Raw genomic sequence first — 13,262 nt, 5'->3', positions numbered from 1 at the left:
TCAGTTGAATGGTTCCTATCGTCATTTGCAAAAGTTGCGCGCTCGTTGTGAGCATGTGTTTGCCGAAAGCAAAGTCGTACATGGCTTGGATCGAGCTCGGAGCCGTGGGTTGGACTGCATGCAGGAACAGGCGATACTTACGGCAACGGTTCAGAATCTGAAAAAACTATGCCGGTTTAAGAAAAAACGACCTCAAACCGGTATTTCGGCATGCGAAAAACCGAAATCCGTGATAACGGAGGTAGTGTCAGGCCTGCTAGTTCCAGCGCTCGCTGGGTTGTTCTTCTCATTTTGCACGCCGGTTAGACGGCAAGAACTGACTTAATTCACCGGACTTCTAGAGCTTGCGAAATAAAGGTAGTTATACATTCGATTCGGAAGAGGAAAGGGCCGGCCGCCTGCGTCGTTTGGGGACAGGCCGGGTAATGGAAGTTGCGGCGATCCGGAGGTTTGGCGGAGGATTCGGTCGGACAGGCAAAAAATTTTGCACGGCGGGGAAAAATCGGGAACCCTTGGGCTTGTCGTTTCGTCTTATTAAGTAGAAGCTCGCTTCGAAAGGAACGTGAGATCCATGCGCAGAACGGCCTGGGGAATTTTACTGGCGGCAATCAGCTTGTTGCCGCTGCAAGCGGTGAGGGCGGACGACAATCGGTACGAGCCCGTCGCGTTGACCGCGGATACGCAAACCGTATACATTACCGGAATCGAGAGTCGCCAAGGCCGCACGTTCATTACCGGAGATACCATCCAATGGTACGAAGGGGAAGAAGCGAACAAAGTATTCCGCGAACGGGAGCAAGACCCGGAGATGACGGAAGCCCCGGACGGCTATTACATCGTGAACGACGAGGTCGACCTGCACACGTACGAGCTCGCCCCCGATGCGGACATTCAAATGCAGTACTACAACCGGACGGGCAATTGGAACGACGCGGACATCCGTTGGAACGAGAAAATCGACGCCGCCAAGTTCGTCTCGCTGTTCACGCCGCAGGACCAAGAGACGATGGAGGGCTTCCCTTACCATCTGACGATCAAGAACGGCAAGATCGTCAAGATCGTGCAGCAATATGTTCCGTGATGCGCAAACGCAACCGGCCCGGGTCCGCAAGCGGATCCGGGCTTTGTTTTGAACGGGGCTCAACCTTCTCCAACATATGCGACGGCCAAGTGAAGCAATTCCGCCTTCGTTACGCCGCCGCTGCCGGTCAGCTCCAAGGAAACGATCCGACGATCCGTCGTCTTGCAGTCGACTAGAAGCACATTCTCCTCTCCGTCTTCACGATACATCATGAGCGCCCGATCCGTGGATTGGACAACCTCCCAGGCTCCGTCGAATCCGATTTCGATCGACGGTCCTCCGTTTCGTTGGGCAAGGTTCATCATTTTCTCCGGTTTCTGGATGACCACGACGCTCTTCCGACCGTTCTCGAAAATATCGTAAATGCCCTCCAGCCACAGCTCGTTCTCGGATTTAACGCGGTAATTCGCATCGCGCTTCAGCACGCCGAACGTATCGGCCAGCTTCATTTCGCGGTAATGGTCCGGCCTTAACGCCGCGAAAGAGAGCGCCTTCTCCGCATCCTGCAAAGAGACCGTACTCCAGACATCCCCGGATTGACGGAGAGCGACCGAGATCCGATCTTTAAACGCCGTCTCTCCATTGGAAGCTGCGTTCGATGGATGGGCGCTTGTTTTATCGACGGAGAAGCGAATTCCGTTCCAGCTCCAATGCCAGAACGACGAGGCGTAAGCGGGAATGTCGGCCCAAAGGATCAGAGCGAGCGCAATCAATGCCGCCCCCGCCCCCCAGCTTAGAAAGGAGGGCCGCTTGCGAGATCCCCTCGTCTGTTGCGCCTCTGCACGAATCCTCGCCATGACCCGGCTGGTCACGTCTATGGATCCGATATTCGCTTCTCTCAGTCGTACGAGCTTTTCATTGCAGTTCAATTCTTCGTTCATGGAGCAAAGCCTCCCTCATCTCCGGTTTCCCGTTTAACTTGGCCTTCAGACGCTCGAACCGTTTGCGCAACGTTGCCGGCTTCGTTCCCAGCATGCGTCCGATTTCCTCGAACGAATGGCCGTCGATGACCCGCAGCACCAGCAATGTTCTGTCTTGCGCCGGAATTTCCCGCAGCCAATCCCACCTCGTGCCCTCCGAATCGAGATAATCCTGTTCCGCGCTTGCCGCATGCGTCTCGTTCGGATGCAAAAACGAGAAGAGACGAGCCCGGGCTCTCTTGCTTAACAAGGTATTGCAGTGATTCGCCGCGATCTTGTAAAGCCATGCCGAGAACGTTCGCTGTTCACGATAAGATCCCAGCAGACGGTACGCCTTGAAAAAGATGTCCTGTACCGCGTCCTCCGCTTCCTGGCGATTGCCCAGCATAAAGAAGCAATACCGATAAATCCGCTGCTGAAATCGCTCGATAATCGGCTCGAACGCTTCCGGATCGCCTTGTTTGACCCTTTGAATCCATTGTTCGGTATCGATTGCCGTTCACCCCCCGCGTTTATTTTCGTTTATATAACCTTTCAATAAGGAGCAAATGTGACAAGAGGAATCCGAAACTTTCTTTTGGGAATAGCATAGGCGATGAATACGAAGTGTGCCAAGCCGATACGAGGCTGGGCAAGCAAAAATATCTTTCCGGCGATTCTCTCTCCCGCGGGTCCGTGCCCTTCGCCGCGTGCGCCTGCAAACGTTCGGTCTCTCCGCGCTATCTTGTTGGGCTTATCCCGTACCTCAGACGGGGCTGACGCGCTTCTCTCCCGTTTGGCTCTTCGGCCGTCTCGCTGCGCCGAGCGGAAATTCCCGTTTTTCCCTGCGCATGCCGATGAACGGAATCGTTAGAACGCCGCTTTACTTGACTTGCTTGCGGGCATAAACAAAATCAGTAGTTGTCAAGCCATTTTTCCACAAACAAACGCGTCTTCGGCGTCTTTAGGGCTTCATGGAGCATGACCGAGCATGACGCCGAACGCTAACGGACACACAGGCCGCTATTTGCCCCAAAATCGCGTTTTTGATGTTCTAACGGACCCTCGTTCCGCTATCCATCGGATTTTCCTCGTTAGGGGCACGGATTGAAGCAAATAACGGATCCTCTGTCCGTTCCATTTCTGAATAGGCCTCCAGGCGAGAAATAACGGATCCCAGGTCCGTAAGAGTCAAGGCAATCCCCCATTGGAAACGGAGTCCCACGCGAATACAATAGGAGACTTTGGATGGAATAAACATCCCCTAAAGTCTCCTGGACAATGATCTAAAGTTTTTAGGCAAAACCAGTGGGCATGATGCGTTTACATCTAGTACTCGTATGACGGGTTGGACAACGGAAACGGCGTCCTGCAAACGGATTTGAAGTTATGGGGCTTTTCGCAGGATAAACCGGTTTTCGTTGCAAATGCCAACTTGCCGATGGAGGCTTCTCGCACTTAACGGACTTTTAGTTGAGATCGACACATACGGTTGAAAAAAGCATCGCTGAGCTGCGGGGATAAGCGCGCAAATGCGAAAAAAAGGACAACCGCGTGCAGCGCCAAAGCCGGAGGGGTTAAGGTACGGACTCGGCAGCGTGATTTTCTTCTGTAATCGGACTGGCTGAGCTGCGGGGATAAGCGCGCAAATGCGAAAAAAAGGGACAACGGCGCGCAGCGCCAATAGCCGGGCGGGGACGATGCCCCGCCCGGCTCCCCGGCGGCCGCCGCTTAGGAGACGCCGGCTCCGCTGTCCAACCAGGCGCGCCAGCCGCTGTGCCCGGTGATGTCGATCGCGCCGGCGGCTTCAGCCGCATACGCCTCGCAGACGAAGCCCGGCACCTCGGCGCCGTCTTCGAGCTCGACCCGGCCGATGCCGAGCGGCGCCGGGATGGCGGCTGCGAAGCTGCCGAACGAAGCGAGCGGCATCTCCCACACCTCCAGCTTGATCGCCGATCCGCCGCTCGGCTGCTTGACCAGGCCCGGCTTCGCCGGATCGGTCGGAAGCCGGTACAGCTTATACCGCGGCGCGGTCGACGCCTCGCGGACGAATGTCGCGCCGCTCGCCCGCATCATCTTCTCGAGCGGGAAGCCCCGCATGTGCAAGCCGCAGACGGCGACCAGCGTCGTCTCCGGCGACCCCGCCGCCGAAGAAGCGGCAACCGCTGCCGCAACCGCCCCGCCGCCCATCCACCGTTCGGCGGCCCCGACGATCAAATCCTCGCGGTCCCCGGTCGCGAACATGGTGATGCCGAACGGCGTATCGGCCGCCGCTTCTCCCCCGGGCAACGCGACGGCGCACAGATCGAGCAAGTTGCAATGGTTCGTATAGCGCCCCATGTCCCGGTTGGTCGCCACCGGGTCGGCGCGCACTTCGTCGCGCGTCCACGTGCCGCCGCACGTCGGCATGACGAGCACGGCATCCCGGAGCAGCCCGCGGGCCTCCAGCTTGAACCGCTGCAGCCGATGCATGGCGCGGAACACGGAAGCCGCGTCGTACTCCGGGTTCGCTCCGGTTCGGAGCACCTTCTCCGTCACCGGGAACACGGCGCCGGGGTTTGCCTCGAGGAAGCCGCCTAGGTCCGCCCAACGTTCCGCGACCCACGGTCCCTCGTACAAAATGGCGGCGGCCTCCTCGAACATCGAATAATCGATATATTCGATCGGAAGGCCCAGTTCCGCCAGCTTCCGGACAGCCTCCGCCCAAGCCGCCGCATACCCCTCGGCATACGGGCCGTAGAAGACCGGCGTCTCCCGCGGCAGCAGCAGCCTGGACGGCAGGCGGCCGACCGGAGCCGGCAAGCTCCGCGACCACGGATCGCGCTCGTCAAGCCCTCGCGCGATCCGGTCGACGATGAGCGCGTCCTCCATCGTATGCGCGAACACCGTCACGCAATCGAGGCTCGCGCACGCCGGCACGACGCCGCGGGTCGGCCAGGCGCCGAGGCTGCTTTTCCAGCCGACGAGTCCGTTGAGCGCCGCGGGCACCCGCCCCGAGCCGGCCGTGTCGGTGCCGAGCGAGAACGCCGCGTGCCCCCGGGCGACGGCGACGGCGGAGCCCGAGCTCGAGCCGCCGCTGATCAGCTCCGGCCGGAGCGCGTTGCGCGTCTCGCCGTACGGGCTGCGCGTGCCGACGAGTCCGGTGGCGAACTGGTCGAGGTTCGTTTTGCCGACCGGAATGGCGCCGGCCGCCACAAGCCGCTCGACGACGGTCGCGCTCGCTTCCGGCGTATAGGCGAATTCCGGGCAGGCGGCCGTCGTCGGCACGCCCGCGAGATCGATATTGTCCTTGATCGCGAACGGAATGCCCCAGAGCGGAGCCGACGCGGGATCGATCGACGCCAGCCGGTCCAAATACGGCCGAATCCGCTCCTCGTCCGGCGGCACGATCCAGATGTTCATGTCCCGGTCCGCCTCGGCCCGCGCCGCGATGTCCGCGATAACCGCCGCGGGCGTCGTCTCCCCGCTCAAGTACCGCGCGCGCAGCTCGGCTATGCTCGGCAAGCTCTTTTCTCTCATACGGCCAGCTCCTCTCTCTCCTTCTCCTTCGTCAGTCCCACCAGCAGCTGCCCGGCATGCACTTCGTCGCCCGGCTTCACGTGTACGGAAGAGACGACTCCGTCGCACGGCGCCTGCTGGGAGAACTCCATTTTCATACTTTCTTCTATTATAAGAGTCTCGCCCTTCTTCACCGGTTGGCCCGGCGAGACGAGCACCTTCCACACGCTTCCCGGCATCGTGCAGCGGACGGCTGTCGTGCCGGCGGGAAGCTCCTCCTCCTCCGAAGCTTTCGCGGACTCCTGCTCGGAGACGTACTCCGCCAGGCCGAGCCGCTTCCACGCTTCGCGCTCCGCCTGGAACGCCGCTTGCTGCCGCTGGCGGAACGCCTCGGCGCTCTCCCGGATCGAATCGAGGAATTGCAAATATTCCCCGAGATCGAACGTCGTCTCCGTAATGTCGGCCTCGAACCGTCCCCGCAGGAAATCTTCCCGCAGCTTCAGCAGCTCGTCGGCTTCGACCGGATAGAAGCGGATCTGGTCGAAAAAACGCAGCAGCCAAGGCCGGCCCGGCTTGAAGCTCTCCGTCGGGCGGAGCCGGTTCCACATCTGGATCGTCCGCCCGACGAACTGGTAGCCGCCCGGTCCTTCCATCCCGTACACGCACATGTACGCGCCGCCGATGCCGACGGCATTTTCCGGCGTCCACGTCCGGGCGGGATTGTACTTGGTCGTCACCAGCCGGTGACGGGGATCCGTCGGCGTCGCCACGGGCGCCCCCAGATAAACATCGCCGAGGCCCAGCACCAGATAGTTCGCGTCGAAAACGATCCTCCGGACGTCTTCGATGCTGTCCAGCCCGTTCACGCGGCGGATAAACTCGAGGTTGCTCGGGCACCACGGCGCGTCGGGGCGGACGTTCCGCTGGTAGCGCTCGATGGCGAGCTGCGTGGCCGGATCGTCCCAGGACAGCGGCAGCCGCACGATGCGGGAAGGTACGCGGATCGTCTCGAGCGGCGGCAAGGCGCGGTCCAGCTCCAGCACGATCCGGACCGCTTCCCGAAGCGCGATCCGCGAGCGGTCGAGATGGATTTGCAGCGAGCGGATGCCCGGCGTCAGGTCGAGCGTCGGCAGTCTGCCGCTCTCCTTCACCGCCTGCATGAGCGCGTGAACCTGGAAGCGAAGCTGCAAATCCAGCTCCATCGGGCCGTATTCGACGAGCAAATTCTCGTCGCCGCTGCAGCGGATCGCGATCGGGAAGCGGCGGCCTTCGGTCTCGCGGGCGAGCAGCGGATATTCCGGCGACAGCGGAGCCGACGCCGGAGGCAGCTCGACCGGGCGCCGTTCGCCGCCGCTTCGCTCCGCGATCCCGCGAAGCAGCTCCTCCTGCCGGGCGCGCAGCTCGTCGGCCTGCTCCAGCGTCAGCAGCCGGAAGCGGACCCTGTCGCCGGGATGGAGCTGTCCGAGCTTCCAGAACTCGGCCGAAGCGGTCGTGACCGGGCAGACGAAGCCGCCGAGGCTCGGTCCGTCGGGACCGAGCAGAATCGGCATGTCGCCCGTCAAGTCGAGCGTGCCGACGGCATAGGCGTTGTCGTGGATGTTGGACGGGTGCAGTCCGGCCTCGCCGCCGTCTTCGCGGGCCCATAGAGGCGCCGGGCCGATCAGCCGGACGCCGGTCCGCGAGCTGTTGAAGTGGACTTCGAATTCGGTGTCGGCCAACTGAGCCAAATATTCAGGCTTCAGGAACTCGCCCGTGCTGTGCGGCCCGGGAATGACGCCGATCGTCCAGCTGCGGGCGATCTGCGGTCGGCACGCTTCGGCCAGCCCGCCGGCGGCGGCGCCGTTCACCTCTTCCGACGCCGCGCGAACGCGCAGCACGTCACCCACCCGCAGCGCCCGTCCGCCGTGGCCGCCGAAGCCGCCAAGCGTAAACGTCGCGGAGCTGCCCAATATTTTCGGCATATCGAAGCCGCCTTCGACGAGCAGATAGCCCCGCATCCCCGCCTTCGCTTCCCCGAAGCTGAGCACCTGTCCGCGTTCGGCCCGCACCGGCTCGTACAGCGGAACCTTCGCCCCGTCCAGCGTCGCCTCCAGATCGGCGCCGGTCAGGCAGAAGCGCATCGCGTCGCGGAACCGGTAAGAGCCGCCGCGCAGCGTCAGCTCGAGGCCGCTCGCGTCGTCCGCATTGCCCAGCAGCTTGTTGCCGATGCGGAACGAATACGGGTCCATCGGGCCGCAGGGGGGAACCCCCACATCCCAATAACCGACGCGGCCCGGCCAATCCTGCACCGTCGTCTGCACGCCGCCGTCGAGCACCTCGATCGCCCGTTCGGCGGGCTCGAAGCCGTTCAGCATGCGGGTGTAGACGTTGCCCTCCAGGCAATCCTTCTCCCGCAGCAGCGCCTGCAAATACTGCAGGTTCGTCGTGAGCCCGTACAGCCGGGTCCGCTCCAGCGCTTCGATCAGCTTGCGGATCGCGTCGAGCCGGTCCGTGCCGCGGACGATAATTTTCGCCAGCATCGGATCGTACAGCGTCGTCACTTGTACGCCGTCGCGAACCCACGTCTCGACCCGAGCCCCTTCCGGGAAAACGGCGCTGTCCAGCTGCCCCGCGCTCGGCCGGAAGTTCTGCAGGCAATCCTCGGCGTAAATCCGCGCCTGAATGCTGTGCCCGGACGGCTCCCCGTACAGCGAGTCGAGCCCCGTCAGCTCGTCCGCGGCTTCCCGCACCATCCACTCGACGAGGTCGATGCCGAGCACCTCTTCGGTGACGCCGTGCTCCACCTGCAGCCGGGTGTTCACTTCCAGGAAGTAAAATTGCAACGATTCCGGATCGTACAGAAACTCCACCGTTCCCGCGCTGCGGTAGCCGACTTCCGCCGCCAGCCGGCGGGCTGCGGCGAGCAGCTCGGTCCGGACGGAGGGCGGCAGGTTCGGCGCGGGGCTCTCCTCGACGACCTTCTGGTTGCGGCGCTGGATCGAGCAGTCGCGCTCGCCGAGCGCCACGACTTCACCGAAACGGTTGCCGAAAATTTGCACCTCGACATGGCGCGCCTTCGCGATGTACTTCTCCAGGAACACGCCGCCGTTCTTGAAGTTCGCTTCGGCCAGATGGCGCACCGCCTCGAACGCGGCCCGAAGCGCCTCCTCGCTCTCGCACACCCGCATGCCGATGCCGCCGCCTCCCGCCGTGCTTTTCAAAATGACCGGGTACCCGATCCGCGCGGCCTCGCGCACCGCTTCCTCGAGCTCCACGATCAGCGGCGTCCCCGGCAGCATCGGCACGCCCGCCCGCTCGGCGATCTCCCGGGCGGAATGCTTGAGCCCGAACATCTCCATCTGCTCCGGCGTCGGCCCGATGAAGACGATGCCGCGCTCGCGGCAGGCCCGGGCGAATTCGGCGTTCTCGCTCAGGAAGCCGTAGCCCGGATGGATCGCTTCCGCACCGGTGTCGATGGCGGTCTGCAGGATGAGCTCCGCGTTCAGGTAGCTGTCCTTCGCGGGGCCGTCGCCGATCCGGACGGCTTCGTCCGCCCCGTCCACGTGCAGGCTGTCCTGGTCGGCTTGCGTATAGACGGCGACCGAGGCGATGCCGAGCCGGCGCAGCGTGCGCTCGATGCGGACCGCGATGGCTCCGCGGTTGGCGATCAGAACTTTTTTGAACATCGTAACCCTCTCCTTGTGCGAGTCTTCTCCGCGGTCAGTCGTTCCAGATCAGCAGCTGTATCGGCGTCGGATTGTACGCGTTGCAAGGATTGTTCAGCTGCGGGCAGTTGCTGATGAGCACCGTCGTGCGCCGTTTGGCCGTCATCTCCACGTAGCAGCCCGGACCGGAGACGCCGTCGGCGAATTCGAGCCCTCCGTCCGGGGTGACCGGCACATTCATGAAAAAATTGACGTTCGGAGCGAGGTCCCGCTTCGAGTAGCCGCCGTCCCTCTTGGCCAATTGCAGCATGTAGGTGTCGCGGCAATTGTGCATATGCAGCTTGTCGTGCGAATAGCGGACCGTGTTGCTCTGCGCGGAGCAGGAACCGCCCAGCGTGTCGTGGCGTCCGCACGTGTCGGCCACGATCTCGACGAGCGCGTTGCCGGATTCGGCGCGCAGAATCGAGCCCGTCGTCAGGTAGATGTTGCCCTGCCCGGCGATCGTGCGCACGGCGCTGTAGTGGTCTTCGGGATTGTCGGCGTCGAAAAACAGCGTATCGGCGGCCTGATTGCCTTCCAGGTCGACGATGCGCAGCGTTTGGCCCGGCTCCAGATCGTACATCCAGCCTTCGCCGGCGGGAACGATCTCGTTGTAAACGGCGTCTTCGATTCGCTTCTTGCTTTCCACTCGGTTAAATGCGGCCATGTCGGCTCCTCCGTTCGTTGTTTTTTTTTCGATCGATCGTTCGTTCGTCAAACGCCCAGCAGGGCGTGATATTCCCACGTATTCTCAAAAGCGCGCTTGTTCTCCGGCCGGAAGTTGACGCAGTAATCGGACTCGCCGACCGGTTCGGCCGGCCCGACTTCGAGCTTCACCGGAACCGAAGGGTAAACCGTTCGCGGATCGAGCGGGTGCGGCGTGTTGGAGAGCACGAGCAGAACGTCCATCTCCGTCCGCAGCGTCACCGTCGCCCCTGCCTTGGCATGTTCAAGGTCGAAGATCATCGCGCCTTCCTCGTCGCAGAACACTTTGGAGAACAGGTTGACGACCGGCACCAGATCCCGGACGCCGAGACCGTTGCGAACGAGCTCGACGGCGAAGTTCTCCCGCCCGCACCGCAGCCAATCGTTGCGCAGCTCCTGGTACCGCGTGCGGCCGTACTTCGCATCCGTCGTTGCACGGTCCGTGTACCCGCCGAGCGGGTCGTGCCAGCCCAGGCTGTCCTCGACGATGCTGGCCAGCACCCTTCCGTTGTCGCTCATGAGGACGTTGCCCCGGGTCAAATGCGACGTATGCTGCGCCTTCAGCGTGTCGGGCATATTGTAGCGTTCGGTCAAGTCGCGGGCGCTGTACAGCAGCATGGACACGTTCGCTCCGTCTTCGAGCGCGGTAAAACGCAGCAGCTTGCCCCGGCCGATCGTTCCCGACCATTTGCCTCCGGCTTCGATCGTTTTGCTCCATAACCGATTCATCGAACAGCACTCCTTTGGATTAAAATGTCGCGGAAAACAAAAAGGGAGACATCACAAGATTGGCATCTTGATGATATCTCCCAGGCTTTTGTCCTTCCGTGTCGCCGCTCCTCCCGGAGGGGCGGTTTACTCTCGGACCGGTCCCGGACGAATCCGGCGGAACCCTAGTAAACTTAACGTATTCAATTGTGTTAACTAATTTAACAATTGGATTTCCGATTGTCAAGATTCCCTCCTTCATTTCCGCAAAAAAATTTCTTTTGTCGATATTTCATGATCATGGACTTTTCAGATGGCGATTTTTATGTTATCTTCTCTTACATATTTTCAAAATCGACGGGAAAGGGATGACTTTATGGCCTCCGAAACCTCTTTGAACAAGTCGCTCACATTAGGCCATGTCGTCTTTTTAGGGCTGGCATGGATGACTCCGATGATTTATTTCACCGTTTACGGCATCGCCTACCAGGCGTCGGAAGGTAATCTGACACAAGCTTATTTTCTTTCGTTTGTGGCGATTTTCTTCACGGCCTTCAGCTATGGCGTCATGTCCAGGACGTTCCCGGCGTCGGGCTCCGCGTACACGTATTCGGCTCAAAGCCTTCATCCCCGGATCGGGTTCCTCGTCGGATGGGCTTTGCAGCTCGATTATTTATTTTCGCCTCTGATCGCCTGTCTCACCTTCGGCATCTATCTGCACGAACAGTTCCCCGCCGTGCCGTCCTCCGTCTTTATCGTCGCGCTTGTCCTCATCCTGGGCGTCGTCAATGCGCTGGGCGTCGATTTCTCGGCTCGGCTGAGCAAATAGTTCGTCATCGTGCAGATGGTCTTCATCGCCGCGTTCAGCCTGTTCCTGATCCGCAATTTGCTCGGCGGCGGCTACGATCCGCTCGCTCCGTTCACGTCCGGCAACACTTCTCTCTATACGATTCTGAGCGGTTCCTCCATCATCTGTTTCTCGTTCCTCGGCTTCGACTCGATCACGACGCTGTCCGAAGAGACGGTCAATTCCCGGCGCATCATTCCGAAGGCGATCATGATCATTATTTTCGTCGCCATCACGCTGTACTTGATCCCGTCTTATTTGACGCAGCTCGTATATCCGCATCTGACGTTCGCGGACGCCGATTCCGCCGGCTTCGAGATCGTCCGCCAGGTCGGCGGCGCGGGCCTTGGCGCGGCTTTCGTCACCGTGCTGGTCATGGCGATTTTCACGCAGGGCGTCTCTTCCGTCGTCAGCTGCTCCCGTTTGCTCTACGTGATGGGACGCGACTCGATCCTGCCGAAGCGGCTGTTCGGCTACGTGCATCCGAAGTTCAAAACTCCGGTCTTCAACGTCGCGGTCGCCTGTCTGTTCTCCCTGCTCGCCCTGACCGTCAGCCTGGAGACCGCCGTCAAATTCGTCAACTTCGGCGCGCTTACCGCCTTCTTCTTCGTGAATGTCTCCGTCATCGCGAAGCGGTACGTTCGGGACAAGGAGCGCTCCCTGCGGGGAACGGCGCTGTACCTTCTGTTCCCGCTCGCCGGCGCTTCGTTCATCGGCTGGCTGCTGACGCGGCTGAGCAAGGACGCCCTGGCGATCGGCCTCGTCTGGCTGGCCGCCGGCGCCGCCTATTATTTGTACCGGGAGCGCGGCAAGCGCCTGGCCGCGAAATCGGAAGCGGCGCTTCGCCCGGGCGCGCCGTCTTAAGGGAAGGCTGCGGCCCCACTTCGGCCCGCCGGCAAGCGGAGACGGCCGGCATGTCCATCCCTTGTGGCGCGCAACAGATCATTCCATCGCCCCGGGCACCGGGCTCTTGTCCTCGAACGCCGTGGACAAGACGATCATCGTCGTCGAGAAGCCGAACGGATGGCAGCTGTCGAGAAATTGAGCCAGCGATTCCGTCGTATCGGTCAGCACTTTCATCAAATAGTTGTATTCGCCGCTGATCCGGTACAGATCGACAACCTCTGGCGCTTCCTCGCAGAATCGGGTGAAGTCCGGGCAATTGTTCGTTTTGAAAAGAACGAAGGCGGACGTCTTCTTCCCGAGTTTATCCGGCGCAAGCTCCGCGCGGTAGCCTCGGATGACGCCCTGCTCCTCCAGCTTCCGCACCCGCTCCGTCACGGCGGGCTGGGACATCGCGATCGCCCGGCTCATCTCGGACATCGAAATCCGCGCATTCTCGTGCAGCGCCGATAAAATTTTATAATCGATAAGGTCCATTCGTACACCGCCTTATTTTTTAAAGTCGGATCGATCAACAAAGAGAAATTTTCAGTTTTTCTCAGTATATTCCCTTCAAAATCTTATGTAAATTACGCAGCTTCTCCGGTACAATTCCAATCTATACCGTTGGATAAGAGCAGCGGTACGATGTCAAGTCCTTAAATTCAATGATTTTGAATGAACCGCACTCTTTTCAGGGGGTGACCCGGAAAAAGGCAAACCCAAACTAAACCCGCCCTACCTAGATTTTTCAGATATTTCCTAAATATCAAGGAAATAGGCGGTTAGATGAAAGGGCCTATGTCATGCGTTTTGTCGGATCACCTCTCTGGGTTCGTAAAGTCGGTTGGTTCGCAGCAGATAATCGACCAACCGCACCAATTTACGAGCTGTAAGCGCAAGGGCACGTTTTTCGGCATACTTGGCCGGTTCCGCCGCTTTGAGACTGAAGTACTTCG

At 60.7% G+C, this 13,262-nt stretch carries 9 protein-coding genes, 2 pseudogenes and 1 riboswitch; of the genes and pseudogenes, 3 read left to right on the top strand and 8 right to left on the bottom strand.

Translation table 11 applies throughout. The features are described from left to right. Positions 1-325: transposase (locus G485_RS29265; protein WP_205620158.1), on the top strand; the 325-nt coding region annotated here is incomplete at its 5' end. Positions 326-571: 246 nt separating this feature from the next. Further along, entirely contained in the window at positions 572-1,081 is a 510-nt protein-coding gene (locus G485_RS0116200) for a hypothetical protein (RefSeq protein ID WP_027093396.1), read from the top strand. A gap of 59 nt (positions 1,082-1,140) precedes the next feature. Here the strand turns inward: G485_RS0116200 and G485_RS0116195 are convergent, their stop codons facing one another. The 6 genes from G485_RS0116195 to G485_RS0116170 form a co-directional block, all read right to left on the bottom strand. Continuing rightward, positions 1,141-1,962, bottom strand: coding sequence for a hypothetical protein (locus tag G485_RS0116195; protein ID WP_156922403.1), 822 nt, complete (start codon positions 1,960-1,962; stop codon positions 1,141-1,143). Continuing rightward, positions 1,937-2,476 carry an RNA polymerase sigma factor gene (locus G485_RS26890; RefSeq protein WP_276203366.1) on the bottom strand — a complete coding sequence of 180 codons (540 nt, stop codon included), beginning with the start codon at positions 2,474-2,476 and terminating at the stop codon, positions 1,937-1,939. Before G485_RS26890 ends, G485_RS0116195 begins: the two co-directional genes overlap by 26 nt. 1,235 nt (positions 2,477-3,711) lie before the next feature. Beyond that, positions 3,712-5,499 (bottom strand): allophanate hydrolase, encoded by a 1,788-nt coding sequence (atzF, locus tag G485_RS0116185; protein WP_027093394.1) that lies wholly within the window; start codon positions 5,497-5,499, stop codon positions 3,712-3,714. After that, complete coding sequence (gene uca / locus G485_RS0116180; RefSeq protein ID WP_027093393.1) at positions 5,496-9,143, bottom strand: urea carboxylase; 3,648 nt, start codon at positions 9,141-9,143, stop codon at positions 5,496-5,498. Before uca ends, atzF begins: the two co-directional genes overlap by 4 nt. A 34-nt stretch (positions 9,144-9,177) precedes the next feature. After that, a complete protein-coding gene (locus tag G485_RS0116175) occupies positions 9,178-9,828 on the bottom strand; it encodes an urea amidolyase associated protein UAAP2 (protein WP_027093392.1) in 651 nt (216 codons plus the stop codon). 47 nt (positions 9,829-9,875) lie between these two features. Then, on the bottom strand, positions 9,876-10,595 hold the full coding sequence (locus tag G485_RS0116170) for an urea amidolyase associated protein UAAP1 (protein ID WP_027093391.1): 720 nt from the start codon (positions 10,593-10,595) through the stop codon (positions 9,876-9,878). 75 nt (positions 10,596-10,670) lie between these two features. Next, positions 10,671-10,774: riboswitch (guanidine-I (ykkC/yxkD leader) on the bottom strand. A gap of 113 nt (positions 10,775-10,887) precedes the next feature. Here G485_RS0116170 and G485_RS26885 point away from each other — a divergent pair. Then, positions 10,888-12,285: pseudogene (locus tag G485_RS26885) on the top strand (APC family permease). A 78-nt stretch (positions 12,286-12,363) separates the two neighbouring features. Here G485_RS26885 and G485_RS0116160 read toward each other — a convergent pair. Both G485_RS0116160 and G485_RS31655 read right to left on the bottom strand, forming a co-directional pair. Continuing rightward, positions 12,364-12,801 (bottom strand): Lrp/AsnC family transcriptional regulator, encoded by a 438-nt coding sequence (locus tag G485_RS0116160; RefSeq protein WP_027093390.1) that lies wholly within the window; start codon positions 12,799-12,801, stop codon positions 12,364-12,366. Positions 12,802-13,107: 306 nt separating this feature from the next. After that, positions 13,108-13,262, bottom strand: a pseudogene (locus tag G485_RS31655) (IS110 family transposase); the annotation flags it as partial.

It is taken from the genome of Cohnella thermotolerans DSM 17683 (genome assembly GCF_000429825.1).
In the GTDB taxonomy this organism is placed as follows: domain Bacteria; phylum Bacillota; class Bacilli; order Paenibacillales; family Paenibacillaceae; genus Cohnella; species Cohnella thermotolerans.
Note: the sequence above shows the minus strand (reverse complement) of the source record. Positions and strands in the feature narration are given on the sequence as shown.